This window comes from Ruminococcus sp. BSD2780120874_150323_B10, assembly GCF_015553695.1.
In the GTDB taxonomy this organism is placed as follows: Bacteria; Bacillota; Clostridia; order Oscillospirales; family Acutalibacteraceae; genus Ruminococcoides; species Ruminococcoides intestinale_A.
In genome coordinates this window covers 24527-44211 of sequence record NZ_JADNHD010000018.1, presented here as the reverse complement: position 1 = coordinate 44211, position 19685 = coordinate 24527, and the positions used below count along the sequence as shown (strand labels likewise).

At 38.8% G+C, this 19685-nt stretch carries 16 protein-coding genes; 1 reads left to right on the top strand and 15 read right to left on the bottom strand.

Going from position 1 to position 19685, the window contains the following annotated elements; genetic code table 11:
• Positions 1-504: 504 nt before the first annotated feature.
• The 9 genes from I2E21_RS10655 to I2E21_RS10615 all read right to left on the bottom strand — a co-directional run bounded on the left by I2E21_RS10655 (position 505) and on the right by I2E21_RS10615 (position 11266).
• On the bottom strand, positions 505-2874 hold the full coding sequence (locus I2E21_RS10655; protein WP_195411298.1) for a glycogen/starch/alpha-glucan phosphorylase: 2370 nt from the start codon (positions 2872-2874) through the stop codon (positions 505-507).
• Positions 2875-2878: 4 nt separating this feature from the next.
• A complete protein-coding gene (gene malQ, locus I2E21_RS10650) occupies positions 2879-4366 on the bottom strand; it encodes a 4-alpha-glucanotransferase (RefSeq protein ID WP_195411297.1) in 1488 nt (495 codons plus the stop codon).
• Positions 4367-4539: 173 nt separating this feature from the next.
• Entirely contained in the window at positions 4540-5082 is a 543-nt protein-coding gene (locus I2E21_RS10645) for a CinA family protein (RefSeq protein ID WP_195411296.1), read from the bottom strand.
• A 141-nt stretch (positions 5083-5223) separates the two neighbouring features.
• Positions 5224-6213, bottom strand: a complete 990-nt coding sequence (locus I2E21_RS10640; protein WP_195411295.1) for a virulence RhuM family protein — start codon at positions 6211-6213, stop codon at positions 5224-5226.
• A 49-nt stretch (positions 6214-6262) separates the two neighbouring features.
• On the bottom strand, positions 6263-6949 hold the full coding sequence (locus tag I2E21_RS10635; protein WP_022234769.1) for a DUF6062 family protein: 687 nt from the start codon (positions 6947-6949) through the stop codon (positions 6263-6265).
• 206 nt (positions 6950-7155) lie between these two features.
• Positions 7156-8004, bottom strand: coding sequence for an alpha/beta hydrolase (locus I2E21_RS10630; RefSeq protein ID WP_195411294.1), 849 nt, complete (start codon positions 8002-8004; stop codon positions 7156-7158).
• A 688-nt stretch (positions 8005-8692) separates the two neighbouring features.
• Positions 8693-9247: a Fe-S-containing hydro-lyase gene (locus tag I2E21_RS10625; protein ID WP_186936367.1), complete on the bottom strand. Its 555-nt coding sequence runs from the start codon at positions 9245-9247 to the stop codon at positions 8693-8695.
• A gap of 13 nt (positions 9248-9260) precedes the next feature.
• Positions 9261-10106 carry a fumarate hydratase gene (locus I2E21_RS10620; RefSeq protein ID WP_303107211.1) on the bottom strand — a complete coding sequence of 282 codons (846 nt, stop codon included), beginning with the start codon at positions 10104-10106 and terminating at the stop codon, positions 9261-9263.
• 320 nt (positions 10107-10426) lie between these two features.
• Positions 10427-11266, bottom strand: a complete 840-nt coding sequence (locus tag I2E21_RS10615) for an AraC family transcriptional regulator (protein ID WP_195411292.1) — start codon at positions 11264-11266, stop codon at positions 10427-10429.
• 158 nt (positions 11267-11424) lie between these two features.
• On the opposite strand from I2E21_RS10615, the gene I2E21_RS10610 reads away from it, so the two are divergent.
• On the top strand, positions 11425-12240 hold the full coding sequence (locus I2E21_RS10610; protein ID WP_186936364.1) for an AraC family transcriptional regulator: 816 nt from the start codon (positions 11425-11427) through the stop codon (positions 12238-12240).
• Between the two features lie 85 nt (positions 12241-12325).
• Here I2E21_RS10610 and I2E21_RS10605 read toward each other — a convergent pair whose 3' ends face one another.
• From I2E21_RS10605 to mnmG, 6 genes are all read right to left on the bottom strand, one after another.
• On the bottom strand, positions 12326-13771 hold the full coding sequence (locus tag I2E21_RS10605) for an RNA-binding domain-containing protein (RefSeq protein ID WP_022234763.1): 1446 nt from the start codon (positions 13769-13771) through the stop codon (positions 12326-12328).
• A gap of 60 nt (positions 13772-13831) precedes the next feature.
• Positions 13832-15397, bottom strand: coding sequence for a HAMP domain-containing sensor histidine kinase (locus I2E21_RS10600; RefSeq protein WP_195411291.1), 1566 nt, complete (start codon positions 15395-15397; stop codon positions 13832-13834).
• Positions 15384-16061 (bottom strand): response regulator transcription factor, encoded by a 678-nt coding sequence (locus I2E21_RS10595; protein ID WP_022234761.1) that lies wholly within the window; start codon positions 16059-16061, stop codon positions 15384-15386. The genes I2E21_RS10600 and I2E21_RS10595 overlap by 14 nt, the downstream gene beginning before the upstream one ends.
• Before the next feature lie 150 nt (positions 16062-16211).
• Positions 16212-16985, bottom strand: coding sequence for a TatD family hydrolase (locus tag I2E21_RS10590; protein ID WP_195411290.1), 774 nt, complete (start codon positions 16983-16985; stop codon positions 16212-16214).
• Between the two features lie 2 nt (positions 16986-16987).
• Positions 16988-17698, bottom strand: coding sequence for a 16S rRNA (guanine(527)-N(7))-methyltransferase RsmG (gene rsmG / locus I2E21_RS10585; RefSeq protein WP_195411289.1), 711 nt, complete (start codon positions 17696-17698; stop codon positions 16988-16990).
• A 12-nt stretch (positions 17699-17710) separates the two neighbouring features.
• A complete protein-coding gene (gene mnmG, locus I2E21_RS10580) occupies positions 17711-19576 on the bottom strand; it encodes a tRNA uridine-5-carboxymethylaminomethyl(34) synthesis enzyme MnmG (RefSeq protein ID WP_195411288.1) in 1866 nt (621 codons plus the stop codon).
• Positions 19577-19685 lie beyond the last annotated feature (109 nt).

The following is a 19685-nucleotide window of genomic DNA, read 5'->3' as shown; positions in this document are numbered from 1 at the left end:
TACTCTTTTGTCAAGGTGAACCCGTGGTATTTCTCGTTTTTCCCTCAAAAATCCGAACTTCACTTTGGCAATTTAGGTAAATCTAATATACATTATACCACTAATAATGCATATTTAAAAGGGTATTTATAGAATAATTGTAATTTTTCTTATATTTTTTGTTTGTTAAACAGTAAAAATGTTTCACGTGAAACATTAAATCAACGGTCGGGTAATTTTGTTTGAGCTCGCACAAAACTTTATACTCGGACTAATAAATTTGGTCAACCTTTTTAAAGGCTTGACCTAAATTTTTATTATTTGTGCATTAAAAACTTTTGGCTCTAAAACCCGACTAATTAAATCACCGCAATACACAAATAAGGAATTTTTTTAAAACCTCCTCTCCCCCACTCTAACTATCCCACATATTTTTACATAACACAAAAAGTCCGACAACAACCTTAGTCATTGTCGGACTTTAACGATTTAAATTAATGAAAAGTTATTTACTTATATAATCAATTAAACTTTTCTGTAAGATGTGTGCCAAATATCCTTAGCATACTCTACGATAGCTCTGTCTGATGAGAACTTACCTGCATTAGCAATGTTGATAAGACACTTCTTACCAAACTCTTTACGGTTAGCATAATCTGAGTTAGCTCTGATCTTTGTTTCAACATAAAGTGGGAGATCATAGATGTGGAAGTAGTGGTCTGCCTCCTGCCATGATGTACCATTGATAAGAGCATTGTGGAGTTCAGCAAAGCTGCCCTCGCCCTGAGCGCCGTCATCATCAAATGTGCCGTCGATAAGTGTATCAACAACCTTCTTGATTTCAGGATTAGCCTCATAAAGCTTCTTAGGATCGTAGCCTTCCTTCTTAAGTCTTTCAATATCTTCTACTCTTGCACCGAAGATATACTCGTTCTCTTCGCCTGCGCACTCTGCGATTTCGATGTTAGCACCGTCATATGTGCCGAGTGTTAATGCGCCGTTGAGCATAAACTTCATATTACCTGTACCTGAAGCCTCAAGACCTGCTGTAGATGTCTGCTCTGAAAGGTCAGCAGCAACTACGATCTTTTCAGCGTAAGATACATTGTAGTTAGAAATGAATACAACCTTAAGCTTATCCTTTGTATCAGGATCGTTGTTTACAAGGTTAGCAATCTCGTTGATGTACTTAATGATTGCCTTAGCTCTTGCATAACCGGGAGCAGCCTTAGCACCAAAGATAAATGTTGTTGGTGTCCAGTTAGGAAGCTTGCCCTCTTTAATGCGGAAGTAAATTGTCATAATTGAGAATGCGTTAAGAAGCTGTCTTTTATATTCGTGAAGTCTTTTTACCTGAATATCATAGATAGAATCAGGGTTAATCTCTACGCCGTCCATCTTCTTGATGTACTCTGCAAGCTGAACTTTCTTCTTCTTCTTGATTGTGTTAAACTTTGTAATTGTCTTAGCATCAATGCAGTCATTGAGCTTTGAAAGAAGTGAAAGGTCAATAAGCCAGTTGTCGCTGCCAACTTTCTCTGTGATAAGTGCAGCAAGTTCAGGGTTGCAAAGACCTAACCAACGGCGCTGTGTAATACCGTTTGTCTTGTTCTGGAATCTTTCAGGATATACCTGGTACCACTCCTTAAGAACATCGTCCTTGAGGATCTCTGTGTGAAGCTTAGCAACACCGTTTACATATGTGCCTGCATATGTTGCAAGTCTTGCCATATGAACTGTGTTAGCGTCAACAATACGCATCTTGGCTTTCATATCCTCACTAACGCCCTTAGCTGTGAGCTCTTCCTGGAGCTTATTTGCGATAAGGCAGATGATGTGGTAAATTTCAGGAATTACCTGCATCATAAGGTCAGCATGCCACTTCTCGAGAGCCTCGCCGAGAACTGTGTGGTTTGTGTAAGCACAAGTCTTTCTTGCAATCTCGAAAGCCTCGTCAAAGTTCATACCCTCGTTCATAAGAAGTCTTACGAGTTCAGGGATTGAACATACAGGGTGTGTATCGTTAAGCTGAATAGCGTTTTCCTTAGCAAAGAAGCTGAAATCGTTGCCGTGCTTTGCCTTGTATCTGCGCATAATATCCTGAAGTGAAGCAGAGCAGAAGAAATACTGCTGCTTAAGTCTTAAAACTTTACCTTCATACTTATTATCGTTAGGATAAAGAACCTTTGTGATGTTCTCAGCATCGTTCTTCTCCTGAACTGCTCTGTTGTACTCTGTATTGTTAAATGCCTGGAAGTCAAACTCATTGATAGCTTCAGCCTGCCAAAGTCTGAGTGTGTTGATGTTAGTTGTCTTGCAGCCGATAACAGCCATATCGTAAGGAACAGCCTTAACTGTCTGACCCTTGAAAGAAACTGTTACAGCCTCGTCCTCACGACGGAGGCACCACGGATCATCAAATCTCTGCCAATCGTCAGCAACTTCTACCTGATAACCGTCCTTGATGAGCTGCTTGAAAAGACCATACTTATAACGAATGCCGTAACCGTCGAGCGGTACTTCCATAGTAGCGGCACTGTCGAGATAGCAAGCTGCAAGACGGCCAAGACCGCCGTTACCGAGAGCTGCATCGTCAATATCTTCAAATACATTGATGTCAACGCCCTTTTTCTTGAGCATCTTCTTTACATCATCAAGAATACCGAGGCAGTAAAGGTTGTTGTACATCATTCTGCCCATAAGAAATTCAGCAGAGAAGTAGTAAGCTCTGCGCTCGCTGTTGTGCTTAGCCTTGCTTGCTGCCCAGTTGTCGGCAATTTCGCCCATAACAGCCTTGCCGAGAGAAAGATGAAGTTCGGAAGGTGTAAGCTCTTCTATCTTCTTACAATACATAGACTGTGCTGTAAGCTCAAGCTTTTCCATAATATTGCTCATTTGTTTAGTCCTCCAGTCGTCCGCTATTTACAGACATTGTTTTTAATTTTTCTGCAAGCTCATCAGTAAGAGCCGCTTTATCAACTCTCCAAGTCCAGTTACCGCCGAGTGTTGACGGAATGTTCATTCTTGCCTCTTTACCAAGACCGAGAATATCCTGAACAGGAATAATAGCCATACCTGCCTTGCTCTCATATGCTGTACGAATAAGACCCCAGTTAAAAGGCTCGTCCTCAGGCATCTGGCAGTAACTTCTTGCATAGCTTACATCCTCAGGCTTAGCTGTTTCTACCCAGCCCATAACGGTGTCATTATCGTGAGTACCTGTGTAAACAATGCAGTTTTCAGTATATTTATGCGGGAGATAATCGTTCTCTTCACCGCTGTCAAAAGCAAACTCAAGTACCTTCATTCCCGGATAACCTGTCTGCTCCATAAGCTCGGTTACATCGGGAGTAAGAGTTCCGAGATCCTCTGCAACAATATCAATCTTGCCGATAGCCTCTTCCATCATCTTGAAGAACTTAATGCGTGGACCTTCAACCCACTCACCGTTAATAGCGTTTTCAGCAGGGTAAGGAATTGAATAGTAGCTTGCAAAAGCTCTGAAGTGGTCGATTCTTGTGAGATCATAAAGCTTTGACGCAGCTTTAATTCTCTCAAACCACCACTCGTAATCTGTTTCTGCGAGGTAATCCCAGTCATAAAGAGGATTGCCCCAGAGCTGACCTGTTGCCGAGAAATAGTCAGGCGGACAACCTGCAACTGCAATAGGATCACCGTCATCATAAAGTTGGAACAACTCGGGGTTAGCCCATGTGTCTGCGCTGTCCATGGCAACATAGATAGGCATATCACCCAAAATCTTAATTCCAAGACCGTTTACATAAGCACGGAAAGCCTCCCACTGCTCATAAAACTTAAACTGTAAGAATTTCCAGAAATCAACATCGTCTTTAAGCTTGCGCTCATAGCGCTTAACAGCTGTTTCCTCGTGCATACGGATTTCTTCGTCCGGCCACTCTGTCCAGGAAACCATATTAAAGCTCTTCTTTACAGCCATATAAAGTGCGTAATTCTTGAGCCACTTGCTGTTCTTTCTCTTAAATGAGGAGAAAGCCTTCTGGTCTTTCTTTTTGAAATTATCGTAAGCAATTCTAAGAGCATCGAATCTGTTGTTGTAGATTTTCTCGTAATCCACTTCAGCATCGTTAGAACCCCAATCATAGCTATCGAGCTGCTCTTTAGTAATAAGACCCTCTTCACAAAGTGTGTCAAGGTCAATCAGGTAAGGGTTACCTGCATAAGTTGAAAAGGACTGATAAGGAGAGTCGCCGTAGCTTGTAGGGCCGACAGGAAGAATCTGCCATACCTTCTGACCTGCCTTTTTGAGGAAGTCAGCGAACTCACGAGCCTCTTTACCAATAGTACCAATTCCGTAGGGGGACGGAAGCGAAGTAACCGACAACAGGATACCTGCACTTCTTTCCATTAAAATCAACTCCATTCTGACGGATATTAAGTTATATTTTCGGGATAAATCAAAAGATTAAATTATAATTACTTAAATGAATTATAATTTAAGGGCAAAAAAACCCTCATATCCACAGTTACGATTTCATTTTACCACAATATTAATTTTTTTACAAGATTTTTTTACAACATTTAGGTTAATTTCCAAATTGTATAAAGAACGGCATTACAAGCAAGTTTTCTTATATAATTTCGGGAATTTTTACTTCCGTTTGTTTCACCGAGCAAAAGTTTTACGGGAAATTTACTGCAATTTGCACAAATTCCCACATAAACAAGTCCGACAGGTTTTTCATCTGTTCCTCCTGTCGGCCCTGCAATACCCGTGGTGCTTGCGCCGATGTCGGCATTTGCAAGTTTTTTTACACCCTCCGCCATCTGCAAAGCGGTTTCGGGCGACACTGCGCCGAGTGTGTTAAGAGTTTCTTCGCTCACTCCGAGCACCTTGTGCTTAATTTTGTTTGCATACGAGCAAACACCGCAGTCAAAAACCTCGCTTGCACCGCTCACGGCGGTAATTCTTCCCGAAAGCAAACCGCCCGTGCAGCTTTCGGCGGTGGCAAGCTTAAGGTTATTTTTTGTGAGCTTTTCCACTACCATATTCTGCAGCTCATCGGGATTTATATTCTCTTCCCTGAAAATTTTTTCCAAATCATCGGCTGTATATGTCAGCATAGTAAGACTTCCTTTTTATAGTATATCCAAATTTATGTAAACTAATTTTAATCATCATCTTCAAGTTTGCCGCCGCAGTTTGGGCAATGCTTAGTATCGCCTTTTTTATTAAAGGGAGAAAATTCGGAAATTCCGAATTTTCTATTTTCTTCCCTTTTTCCTATCTAAATTTTCAAGCATTTTTATACTGCCAAGATAATCATTTTCAACTTCACTAAGTGTACGGGCTTTATATTTTTTATATTCATTTTCAGCCTTTTCCATTGCTTGTTTATGAGTAACTTTACCGTTTCCGATTAAAAGCTGTTCTCCGCTCATTGTAAGTATATTATCCAAATGTTTTGCCCAGTCAGCCATAGTCATAACCTGTCCACGCTCTGCCTGTCTTTCCGCAAAATCAAGATAACCGGATACAATTTGTCCCATTGCTCTCAATTCTTTTTCATTAAGATAATTTTTTGCGACCTTTGCCTCTTTCAAAGTCGGATGATTTCCGACAAATGTAGTAAGTCCCATAAACTCTTTTTCGGCGTCCGCTCTATTATAAATTGTTTCAGACGCTGTTTCGCCGTGAACCGCATAATGTATCTTGTTTTGTACTTTTTTAAAAAATTCAATAGAAATATCCGCTTTTGGGTCATAATCTATACTTGTGGCATAAATTTCAAGGACTTGTCTGTAAAAGACCTTTTCGGAAGCACGAATATCACGAATTCTCTCTAAAAGTTCTTTAAAATATCCGCCGCCACCAAGTTCTTTTAATCTGTTATCATCAAGAACAAAGCCTTTTTTCATATATTCCTTAATAATTTTGGATGCCCAAAGCCTAAACTGAATACCTCTCTGTGATTTTACTCTGTAACCAACCGATATAACCACATCAAGATTATAATAATTGGTAGGTTTGGTAGAAAATTCGGAATTTCCGAATTTTCTCATAGTCTGCTCCTGAATCAGTTCTCCCTCATCATAAATATTTTTAATATGTTCATTAATAGTTGATTTAGCTTTCTGAAATAACTCTGCCATATCTGCCTGACTTAACCAAACCGTATTGTCATCAAAAGTAACATCTATCTTGGTTAGTCCGTCTTCAGTTGTATAAATAATTAAATCAGATTTGTTCTGCATAAAAATTCCTTTCAAAAGAAAATTCGGAATTTCCGAATTTTCTGTTTTATCAATCCGTACCCGTCAAAAACGCAATACTTCTTTCAATCGAATCTTTTGATGTGCCCCAATCCTGTCCCTGACTGCGGTAATCGAACATTGAACAAAAGTGTGTAATATCCGCCTTAAGGCTTACAAGGTAATTTTTTGTGAGGGCGGCGGTTTCAGCGTAAAAGTCAGGCAAAAGTTTTGACGAAATTCCGCCCTTGCCCGTTGCGGCACTCATTATAAAAGAATAGTGCTTTAAACAGATAAACGGCTGTTCGTTATACAACTTTCTGAATTCTTCGCCCTTTGCCCACTCTACAAAAACCGTTGCCATAAAATGGTGCATATCGCTTGCGATTCTGTCGCAGACATAGCAGGAAGATAACTCTTCCTTAATGCCCTCAAGTTGTTTTTTGTCGGGCTTGCCTTTAAGTTTTGCAGGCATATATTTGTCGATAATTTCCTGCAAATGGCTTTCGAGTATAAGTGCGTTGGGCAGTTTTTGACCTACCGTGAACATCTGCGAAAAATGGCGGTGACAAAAACCTTTTTTATTGGTTTCTATTCTGATGTTTGGCTCCATCATTGCATCGCCTGTAATGAATTTAACATACTGCTTTTCGAGCATATCCTCCATTCGGCAGATAGGGCAACCGTCTTTTGGCATAAAAATATCGTTTATCGGTATAGTACAGATTGTTTCCTTCACGGTAATTCTCCTTACACTGTTTATAATTAATAATTATATCACATTTTGACTGTTTTTTATATACTTTTTGGATTTTTTCTTTAATTCATTGTATATTTTTCTATAAGTTTGTTTATTTTTTCCGACTTAAAATAAATATTAAATACAAAGAAAAAGTTTTCAACAGCATTATAATAAATTGTTGAAAACTTTTCTTGTTAATTATATCATTTATAAAGTGTGTCCTTGAAAAAATCCGCTACCATATCCCATAGTTTTTCCTGTGCAAAGAAAATATCTGCGTGTTCTGCGCCGTTTACGGCTACCAAAGTTGCGTCGCAACCGTTTTTTATAAGCAAATCATAAAGCACCTTGCCTTGCGAAAACGGAACAGTTGAATCGTTTGTGCCATGAAAAATCATAAACGGCGGTGCTGACGGTGTTACAAAAGATACAGGGCAACATTCCTGCGCCTTTTCCTTGTTGAGAACTACATTCATTCCCAGCATAAGCGACTCCATACTTGCGCCTGCCTCAAGAGCCGATTTGTACGGAAAAGTTGAAAGGTCTGTCGGCGGATAAAAAGGGCAACAAGCCTGAACTTCGCTTGAATAATCGAGATAATTGCCGACATCAAGGCTTTTGTCGTTGTTGAGTGCGCACATTGCGGCAAGATAACCGCCCGCAGATTCGCCTGCAACACCGAATTTATTTTCGTCAAGAGAGTAACGCTCGGCGTGAGCCTTAAGGTAACGGATAGCCGCCTTAACATCTTCAAGCGGCATTGGGTAAGCACCCTCGTTGCTGGTACGATACTCAACGCTTGCCACGGCAAAACCGTTGAGAGCGAGTTTTGCAAGGTAAGCAAGGTGAGCGGATTTATCCATTCGTATCCAACCGCCGCCGCAAATCCAAACAATGCAGGGGACTTTTTTCATTCTGCTCTGCGGATAAATCAAATCCAGCTTTAAATCCCGTGTTGTATGACCAAACCAAGCGTCAACCTGAGCAAATGTAATATCAGAAACAGTGTAGTATCTCGGCTTTTCAATATTCAAATCAAGATTAATTTTCATAAGATTTCCCTTTCGTTGTATTGTACAATATTTTAAAAATAATACTTGTTTATTATGATAATTTTAGCATAACAATATTAAAATTTCAATAATTTTAATAATTTATAATTATGGTTTAACTCACAGTTTAGCCAAGCAATTATAAAAGTTTGGTCGACCTTTTCAAAGGTCGTGGGTGTGGGCAAAGCCCACAAATACTTTTTGCTAACGCAATTTTCAGATAGCCTAACAGTTTGCTGTTAGGCGGCTTGAACACAACGGCAAATGCCCTTAAATGCGATAGCAACAAAAAAGCCATTCGATATATAATGAAAAGTTAATGATTTCTTTTATAAAAGGCTGTCGCCTGTTTTGTCAAACTAAGTGCAAGCACGCAAACAGCGTAGCTGTTTGCGACTGATGAAATGTAATATTGGAAGATATTATGGGCGCTGCCCAAACCCGCAATTTTTGAAAAAATTGAGTAAACTTTTTTGTTTTTGGGAGGATAATTTAGCGTTAGCTAAATTTCAATGCCCGACCGACACTCCGCTAAACCATAATTTATTATTGTTATCCAAGCATTTAGAATAGAACCCTTACAAAAAATTTCACAAAGCAAAAGGACTGCTTTTGAGTCGCCCCCAAAAAGTCAGACTAAAAATCTAACGATTGTAGGTCGGCTCATTATTATCGGCAGTCCTTAATCTCACGCTTCGGTATTATATTTTTTAGGCTCGGTTTCGTACACATTATTGCCCTTACTGTCAATTGCTACAATGCAAGGAAAATCTTCGACAGTATATCTTCTGACCGCCTCTGTTCCCAAATCTTCGTAACACAGCATTTCTTCTTTTTTAATGCTCTTTGCTATCAAAGCGGCGGCACCGCCGATTGCCGCAAAATACACACAGCCGTTACGGACAATAGCGTCTATTACTTCCTTATTTCTTGCGCCTTTGCCTACCATTCCTTTTAATCCGAGGTCAAGCAATGCAGGTGCGTACTTATCCATTCTATAACTTGATGTAGGGCCTGCAGGGCCTACTGCGTATCCGGGTTTTGCAGGTGCAGGGCCTACATAATAAATTATTTCGCCCTTAATATCTACAGGGAGGTTTTCGCCTTTTTCAATAAGCTCAAAAAGTCTTTTATGTGCCGCATCTCTGCCTGTAAGCATTGTGCCGCTAAGCAAAACGCTTTCGCCTGCTTTTAAATTTTTTATATCTTCATCGCTGAGCGGTAATGTTAATTTTTTAGGCATAGTTCTCTCCCCCTTAAATTTCTGCGCTTGCGTGTCTTGCCGCATGGCAACAAATATTTACCGCAACAGGCATACCTGCGATATGAGTCGGCGAAGTTTCAATATTAACTCCGATTGCTGTTGTAGTTCCTCCAAGACCGGCAGGACCGAATCCCATTTTATTTATGCTCTCAAGCAATTCGTCCTCAAGTTTTGCGTAACGCTCGTCTTCATTGTGTGTGTCAATTGCTCTGAATGTTGCCTTTTTTGCAAGCTGGGCACTTCTTTCAAATGTACCGCCGATACCTATGCCTACTACAATAGGTGGGCACGGGTTAGGACCTGCGGTTCTTACAGTATCAAGAATAAATTTTTTTACACCCTCAATTCCGTATGACGGAGTAAGCATTTTTATTGCAGACATATTCTCACTGCCAAAGCCTTTGCCGCCGGCAGTAATTTTTATTTTGTCACCTTTTACAATTCTTGTATGAATAATGGCAGGTGTGTTGTCCTTAGTATTTAATCGGTCAAAAACAGGGTCATTTACCACGCTTTTTCTTAAATAACCATCCTTATAAGCCTGTCGTACACCCTCGTTTACCGCATCTTCAAAACTGCCGTCCTCAATAACGACCTTATCGCCGTACTCTACAAACAAAATTGCCATACCTGTATCCTGGCAAAGAGGTACTTCTTCCTTTGCGGCAAGTTTGTCATTCTCAATAATCTGTGTAAGCACACTTTTGCCTACTTTTGACTTTTCGTTTTCTCTTGCTTTTTCAAGAGCGGTCATTATATCTTTTCCGATAAAATAATTGCAGTCGAGAAAAAGCTGTTTTACCGTTTGTGTTACGGTTTCAGCCTTAATTTGTCTGATATTCATACTCAAATTCCTTTCGGTGTGATTTATCCGTATCTTTTATTATAAAACTTTTTGTGACTTATTTCAATGAATTTTGACGCTTTATCTAAAGTTGAAGAAAATTATGGTTTTAAGAAAAGTTGTAATTAAATAATTAAAAAATTTAGGTCAAGCCTTTGAAAAGGTTGACCAAACCTTTACAATTGATTGGTAAAACATTTAGCTAAGCGTTAATTAATAAACTCCAATATTTTTACGCAAAAAGAACAACCACTGTAAAACAGTGGTCGTCCTTTTTTGGGTATAATAAAGAAAAAACTTGTAATCAATTTTAATCATCTGTTAAGCAGATGTTTTTTATACTGTGCAGGAGTGTAACCGTAAACCTTTTTGCACTGCGTAATGAATGACTTTACATTTGCAAAGCCGTTTTCAACTGCGGCAACCGTTACGGTAGAATTTTTTGTAAGCATATCCTGCAAAGCATTTTCAAGACGAAGATTTGCAAGGTACTCCGAAAAGCTAACCTGTGTTACGCTCTTAAAGTATTTTGAGAAATAAGACGGCGAAAGATTAACCACGCTTGAAATCTCGTTAAGAGGAATCTCCTGCTTGAAGTTTTCGTTGATATACGCAATAGCGGTTTTTGCATATGAAAAATCACGCTTCGGTATAATGAAAGAATTAGAACTTCTCTTAAGTGAAGTACAATATTTAAGCAATTTGTAGTATAATAAATTAACTCCTGAAATCTGCTTTAATACACCGTATTCGTCATGGTCTATATCAATACTTGCAATCTGGCGCAAAATTTCGCAGATTTCACCTTTTTGCTCGGATCTTTCGTGAAGATCAAAGATAACGCTGTCAATGGTCTTGCAAAACATTCTCATATATTCAAACGAAAGCTGAATAATAATCATATTCGCATGATGTCCCATTTTAGGACGAACCAAATGCACATCTTCGCTGTTAAAAATTTTACATTCCCCGGCAGGAAGATCCATAACCTCGCCGTTGTGAGAACACTCTCCAAGACCTTCAAGTACATATACAATCTCCGGTTCACGATGCCAGTGAAGTTCGGTTTTATGTGTTTCAGACGATAAATTGCAATATAGAATTTTTGCCGGAATGTTTTTGTCATAATTTACGATTTCGTATTTGTAGTTCATTTTCACTACCTCCGCAAACAGATGTTGCATTTAACAAAATTTTGTTGTATTATGTAATTATTATAAACAAGTTTGTAAATTATTGATATAGATATTTGTTTTTAGTTTATAGATAAATGTTGCATAAAACTAAAAAAACGGAAATTTACAGGTGAAATATGGAAAAATATAATAAATACAATATACAAGCCGCTCATAATATTTTAAACGGAAAGTACCATTTTTCAAAAAAATACAGTATAATTGCCCTTAATCAAAACATTCCCGCCTTATATTATGTACTGAAGGGCAGTGGCATTTTATGGATTGACAAGATAAAATATGATATAACCGAAATGCAAAGTATATTTGTAAGACCAAATGTTGAGGCTACTTTTGAATGCGGAGATGACAACTGCGAATTGCTGTATGTATTTTTTACAGGTGTAGATTATATGTGGCTCATTTCTCATACGGCATTTACATCGGGACTTTATGTTACCCCGCCTATTGAATTACCTGATGTTGAAAAATTGTTCAATATTACTGTTGACGGAAAAGGAGACATTTATCAGAACGCAAGGATAAATGCAAGAATGTGCTATTTGCTTTCTTATTACATACAATATTTTCCTGCGGTAAACGAAGAGTTTAATCACTATGTACTCTCTGCGGCAAAATATATTGAACTCAATTACCGAAATTCAAGTTTTACCGCAACCGATGTTTCAAACTATCTGAAACTCGACCGTTCTTACCTTTATAAGCTGTTTAAATCGGAAATGGGTATGTCTGTACACGATTATATCAATAAATTACGAATTTCAAGGGCAAGTTCATTGCTTGCAACTTCCAATCTTACCATAAAAGATGTTGCAAGCGAATCGGGATTTGCAGATCAAATGTACTTCTCCCGACTTTTTAAAAAGAAAAAAAATCTTACTCCGAGTCAGTACAGGTCATATTTTAAAGATTCACAACAAGATGATATTTAACAAAAATCCGCATTTGTGTAAAATGCGGATTTTCTTGCTTTAAAACATTTTTATTTTGCAAACATCTTTGTTTAGGATTTTATTTTTAGCTTTTACTTACCGAAATATATTTTTGCTTGCTGCTTGTAGGTTTTTCGGGAATGGTCATTTTAAGTTTTCCTTCACTAATTAAAGGAGTTAAATATCTCTTACCAAAGCCTTTTGCATTTTTTAAATTAAAGTATTCAGTAATTTCTTTTTTAGTTCTAGGAACTTCGCAAAAATCAAGTATTTTTTCAAAAACATCTTCACCTTGGGTACTGACTTGGGTACTGACTTGGGTATTTTCATCTTTTTGAGGACCGACAATTTCAGTTGCCGCCTTTGAAAGAGGAATAATAATTTTAAATACATCACCTTCAATAAATTCAGGTGTACCGCCGGAATAAAGCTTTGTATATTTAAAAGTGTTTCTCATTCCCGAACCCAACTCATCCGCAAGGGAAACTTCTCTGAAAACTTTTGCAATTACAGGATTTTTTGAAAAAGGTTTAAAATCATTAAGTTCAAGTTCACCGTTACCATGCGAAACATTTCCGTTTTCAGTAAACATTTTATCCTTTTCAATCACAAATTTTGCAACATATCCGGTTGAATAATCACGATGAGCAAGACTGTTAGAAAATATTTCTCGTAAAATAGCATCTCTTGCACTCACAGCCTGCACACCTTCAAGTAAAAAAGGATCACTCAAATGCTTTTTACCAAAATTCATAAGTCTGTCAAATGTATCAAAAAGATTTGTTATTATAACATCTCGGTCGTCATATCTGTCTAAATTTTCAACTCTGAAAATAGCATCGGTTTTATATTGCGGTAAAGCAGATGCTATTATTTCATCTTTACCGAACAATAAAATTGCAGCTAATGTAATACCATCTTTATTGCTGTTACTTTCCCTTGCAATAAGACCAACGCTCCTTAATAACTCCTCATCAGTCATAGTCAGCCAAGGATGGTTTTTATTTCTTGCCCTTGACATTCTTCGTGCTCTCTCTATTACATCTGTGCGTAAATCGGATATATTATATTGTGTAAGTACATTATCAACAAAACATTTACCTTGTTTTCTGGAATATAAATTAAAAACCAAATCACCCGAATTTGTTATATCTACATCAGAATCATTATTTCTATCGTAAATTTTACCTCCGCATCTGCATACTTGTGGATTTTCAGGTACATAAATATGGATTAGATATTTATCTTGAAAAATTATATCTTCAATTTGTAAATACAATAAAGGATAAAATTTTGTGGGATTATTAATTGATGTAACAAAATTTTTCTTGATTTTTTCTATGCAATTCTTGTCAACACCAATTACTGTACCGTCATCTTTAACACCTAAAAAGATATGACCGCCAAATCTATTTGAAAAAGCACAAACAGTTTCATATACATCTTTTGTTATATCAACCGTTGATTTTTTAAACTCAATATCTATACCTTCACCTTTCGATATTAAGTTTTTTGCTTCATCATAAGTCATATAAAATTCTCCGTATTATTGAGTTATAATTATTATAAGTATAAAAAGATTAATTATACTTTAATTCATATCTTCCTTAATCTCAACAACCTTTACAGTGTCAAGTTCAAACCAGAATGTACTGCCTTTGCCGAGGGTGCTTGTTACACCGCATCTTGCGTTGTGGGCATTCAAGATAGATTTTACAATTGACAGTCCAAGACCGGTGCCTATTACACTGCGCTTGTGCTCCTTGTCAACCTTATAATATCTGTCCCAAATGTACTCGAGTTTGTCGGCAGGAATACCCTCGCCGTGATCGGTTACATTGATTCTCACCTTTTCACCGATTACCTGCTGGGTAACAACAACCGTTTTGTCCTCGCCCGCATAGTTAATAGCGTTATTTACAAGGTTGTATATAACCTGCGAAATTTTCAGTTCGTCAGCTTTTACAAATACTCTTTCCTTGCATTTATCAAGATAAATATTATATCCGTCCTGCTCCTTGAGCTTTGCATATCTCGCAAAAATAGTTTTGAAACTGTCGGTAATGCAGAAAACCGACTTTTGAAGTTCCATTGTGCCCGACTGCAATTTTGACAAATCAAGCAAATCATTTACAAGGCTTGAAAGTCTTGTTGCCTCGTCAATGATAATCTGAATGTTCTCGGCGGTATTTTCACCCGGTAAATCACGCATAACTTCGCCGTAGCCTGTAATCATAGTAAGCGGTGTGCGCAAATCGTGGGAAATATTTGCGATAAGTTCCCGTTGCAGTCTTTCGTTTGCGGCGAGTTCTTTTTTGGCAAAATTCAAGGTATCGTTGAGTTCCTGAACCTCAAGATAACCCTTTGAATCAAACTCGACATCGTAGTTTTTCTTTGCAAGTTCTTTTGCCGCCTTTGTTGTAAGCGAAATAGGTTTTGCAATTCTTTGGCTTGCATAAAGTGATATTGCCACAGCAAGCACGAAAAATACAATAGAAATTACAAAAATTTGGTCTTTTATAATTTCAATCGTATTATTAATCGGTGTAATTACGGAAGAAACTATTACAAAACATTCGGTGCCGTCCTCGAGAGAGAGAATTTTGCCGTATGTCATAATTTTTGCTGTACCGCTCGATTTTCTCTTCCAGTTAAATTTACTTGCGGTATCGTTTGTGGCGGTATTTTTCTCATAATCTTCAAAAAGACCGTCCTGTCGTTCGTTCTCACCTATGATTTCAAGGCAGCTTCCGTTGTTATCGGACGCACAAGAATAGTATGAATAAACTTTGTGAGCCTCAATGTTCAGCGAAACTGACGGAGAGGCATAGTTACATTCGTAGCGTTTTTGAAAAAATGCTGTGCTTGTATCGTAAACCTGTACACACAAAGAATTGTATGACGCCACATTTTCTATGGTTGCAAGCGGATTTTGATTGTTTTCAAGAGATTCCGCTATTATTTTTGCACTTTTTTCCGCCGCATTTTTCTTGGTAGATGTGTAGAACGATTCAAGAAAAAATGATTGGAATATCCACAGTACAACAAGAATTAAAAGACCAAAAAGCAAAAAATAACATAAAAGTGTGAAATGCAACGGCATTTCTCTGTTTTTTACCTCAGCCCAGCTGAGTTTTCTGAATTTAGAGTGTTTCAAAACGATAGCCAACTCCTCGCAGAGTAACAATACATTTGCTGTAATCTTTCAGACTTTTTCTTAACAGCTTGATGTGAGTATCAAGCGTACGCTCGTCACCGAAGAAATCGTAACCCCATACTTCGCTAATCAGCTTTTCACGGGTGAGCGCAATACCCTTGTTTTTCACCATATAGAAAAACAGCTCGTACTCCTTTGGAGTCATCTCAACTCTTTCGCCGTCAATGGTAACAATTCGTGCGGAAAAATCAACGCTAAGACCTTTGTATGTAAAAATATCCTTTTCAGGCTCGCTGTTTGCCTTTCCGCTTCTTTTTATAACTGCGTTTACACGCATCATAAGTTCCTTTGGTGAAAACGGCTTTACCACATAGTCGTCACTGCCGATTTCAAAGCCGTGAATTTTGTCGTACTCCTCACCTCTTGCCGAAAGCATAATAATAGGTGTGGATTTAAATTTTCTTATTTCTTTGCAAGCCGAAAAACCGTCAAGTTCAGGCATCATAACATCCATAATAATCAAGTCAAAATCCTGTCGTCTGCAAAGCTCGATAGCCTGCATACCGTCAACGGCCTCTTCTACCTCATAGCCCTCAAACTCGGCATATTTTTTAATAATCTGTCTGATTCTGTATTCATCATCAACAACAAGCAATTTGCTCATAACGGCACTTCCTTTCGTATCCCTCATTATATATGAATATCGTAACTTTTTAATGTGACAATTTTTTGATGTTCTTTTTAAAATTAATAAAAGTTTGACCAAACTTTTATAACCTATGTGCTGACATCTAATTTCTGTCAAAAAATTTCGTTAATCTATTCCGTAAAATCTTTTTGCATTTTCTGCGGTAATATTTAAAAGCTCCTGCACATCTGTATTTCTGATTTCAGCAATTTTTTCCGCCGTATATTTTATCATTGTACTGTCGCACCTTTTGCCACGGAACGGTACGGGTGACATATACGGACAATCGGTTTCAAGCAAAAGTCTGTCAAGCGGCACTTCTTTTGCAACCTCAACGCTGTGTCTTGCATTTTTAAAAGTAACAACTCCGCCAAGACTGATGTAACTTCCGTAGCGCATCACTTCACGCATCATCTCAACACTGCCCGAAAAGCAGTGAACAAGCGCCTTAGGTTTGTACTTTCTCAAATAATTGAGAGTATCGCCGTGTGCCTCTCTGTCATGCACGATTATCGGCATATTTACATCAAGCGAAAGTTTTATCTGTTCTTCAAAAACTCTGTTCTGCAAATCTTTAGGAATATCCCAATGATAATCAAGTCCCGTTTCTCCGACAGCTACAATTTTTTTGTGCTTTAAAAGCTCTGCAACCCGGTCAAGATAATCATTTGGCATATCTTCGAGATTTTCGGGGTGAAATCCAACCGTACCGTACATAAAATCGTATTTTTCGCAAAAATCTATACAGACTTTTGCGGTTTTTAAATCAACAGCGTTGTTTACAATGCCGCACACGCCGTTCTCTTTCATTGAGGAAAGCAAAACTTCTCTGTCCTCGTCAAACCATTTGTCATCGTAATGTGCGTGCGAATCAAAAATGTTATAAAAATTATTTTCCATAATTACAAAGCCTTTGCTTTAATTTTTCCCGATTGACGGGGGTATTTTTGCGGTGTGTTTTTAACTTTTCTGACTACCGCAATTGCTCTTTCTCCGCCGTTTTCGGGTAATTCAAAGAAATATTTTTTTTCAAGTTTACCGCCGAGGGTGTTAATTGCATTTAAAGATTCTTTAAATTCCTCGTTTGCCTGTGCGCCCTTCATTGCGCAGAACGCACCTCCCACCTTTACATACGGCAGGCAGTATTCGCTCAAAACATTCATTCTCGCAACTGCTCTTGACACTGCAAAATCAAAACTTTCCCTAAGTTTTTCATCTCTTGCGCCGTCCTCCGCTCTGCTGTGGATAAGTTCGGCTTCAATACCGAGTTGAGCGCATACCTCGCCCAAGAAAACAAGTCTTTTATTCAGGCTGTCTATAAGGGTGATTTTTATGTCGGGTCTGGCAATTTTCAGAACAACACCCGGAAAACCCGCACCCGTACCGACATCGGCAAGACTGCTGTTCTGCGGAATGTCAACAAAGTTGAGCAAGCTAAGGCTGTCGGTAAAATGTTTGAGTGCCACACCGCTCTCGTCTGTAATTGCGGTAAGATTCATTTTTTCGTTCCACTCTGCAAGCAATTCAAAATATTTTTGAAACTGCTCGTACTGATTTTCCGTGAGTGTGATTTTGTAATCTTTTATATAATTTTGGAGCAAATCCTTAATCATAAATTCCTCCGATTATTTATTCTGTGCAAGCCAAATGAGCAAAACGCTGATGTCGGCAGGCGAAACTCCCGAAATTCTGGACGCCTGTCCAATGCTCAACGGTTTGATTTTATTCAGCTTTTCCTGCGCCTCAAGTCTTAATCCCTTAATTGTTCTGTAGTCAAAATCATCGGGCAGTCGGCGGTTTTCAAGTTTGCGCATCTGCTCAACCTGCTTTAATTGCTTTGAAATGTAGCCTTCGTACTTGATTTCCACTTCAACCTGCTCAAAAATGTTCGGGTCAAGTTTCGGTCTGCCTGTGTCTATACTTTCAAGCGACTTGTAGTCAAGCTGCGGTCTTTTTATAAGGTCAATAAGATGTACTCCCGTGGTAATTTCACTTGTGCCACGCTCTGTAAGAATTTTGTTTACTTCTTCTGTCGGAGAAATTACAGTTGTTTTAAGTCGCTTTATCTCCTGCTTTTTAAGCTCCTGTTTGTTAAGAAATTTTTGGTATCTTTCTTCGCTGATAAGTCCGATTTTGTGGCCGAGCGGAGTAAGTCGCTCGTCCGCATTGTCCTGACGGAGAATCAAGCGGTACTCACTTCTCGATGTCATCATTCTGTAAGGCTCGTTTGCACCCTTGGTTACAAGGTCATCTACAAGAGTGCCGATATAAGAGCCTGCTCTGTCAAGAATGAGCGGAGATTTTCCGAGGACTTTCAAAGCGGCATTAATTCCGGCAACAAGTCCCTGTGCCGCCGCTTCTTCGTAACCCGAGCTGCCGTTAAACTGACCCGCACCGAAAAGGTTTGGAAAATCTTTAAATTCAAGCGTTGCAAGCATAGCTGTCGGGTCAACACAATCATATTCAATGGCATAGGCAGGGCGCATAATTACGCAGTTTTCAAGACCTTTTATGGTGTGGTAAAACTTAAGCTGTACCTCCTCGGGGAGTGATGAGCTCATTCCCTGCAAATACATTTCTTCTGTGTCAAGACCGCACGGCTCAATAAAAAGCTGATGTCTTGGCTTATCCTTAAACCTCATTATTTTATCTTCAAAACTCGGGCAGTAACGAGGGCCTATACCCTCGATTTTACCTGCGTAAAGCGGTGAACGGTGAATATTTTCAAGGATAATCTGCTTGGTTTCGTCATTTGTCCAGCTTATGTAGCAGTCCACCTTGTTCTCGCCCAAACTTTCGGTTTCATAAGAGAAAGGCTGCGGCGGTTCGTCACCCTTTTGTACTTCAAGGTCTGTATAATCAATGGAATTTCTTAAAACTCTGGCAGGAGTACCTGTCTTAAATCTTCTTAACGGCAAGCCGAGTTTTTTAAGACTTGCACCAAGGAAAGATGCAGGAAAAATGCCGTCGGGGCCGCTTTCGTATGATACTTCGCCCACAAAAATTCTGCCGCCGAGGTATGTGCCTGTGGCAATAACAACCGTCTTGCAATGAAAAACCGCTAACATTCTTGTGGTAAGGTCGTAACCGTCCTCTGTCTTTTCTATTTCAACGATTTCCGCCTGTCTTAATTCAAGATTTTCCTGCAGTTCAAGTTTGTGTTTCATAACCGTTGAATATTTGCGGCGGTCAATCTGCGCTCTCAATGAGTGAACGGCAGGACCTTTACCACGGTTGAGCATACGGGACTGCAAAAAACATTCGTCGGCAGTCTTGCCCATTTCGCCGCCGAGTGCGTCAATTTCACGAACAAGATGACCTTTTGCCGTTCCGCCGATTGACGGATTGCAAGGGCAGTTGCCGACGGCATCCATATTAATAGTAAAAACAGCAGTTTTACAGCCAAGTCTGGCGGCAGCCAAAGCCGCCTCAATGCCTGCGTGACCCGCACCGATAACTGCTACATCATATTCTCCTGCAAAATATTTCATATATTTCATTCCTTTTTAGGGTTAATAAATTATAAAAGTTTGGTCAACCTTTAAAAAGGCTTGACCTAAATTTTAAAATTATTTCGCTTAATTTGCACATTAAACCATA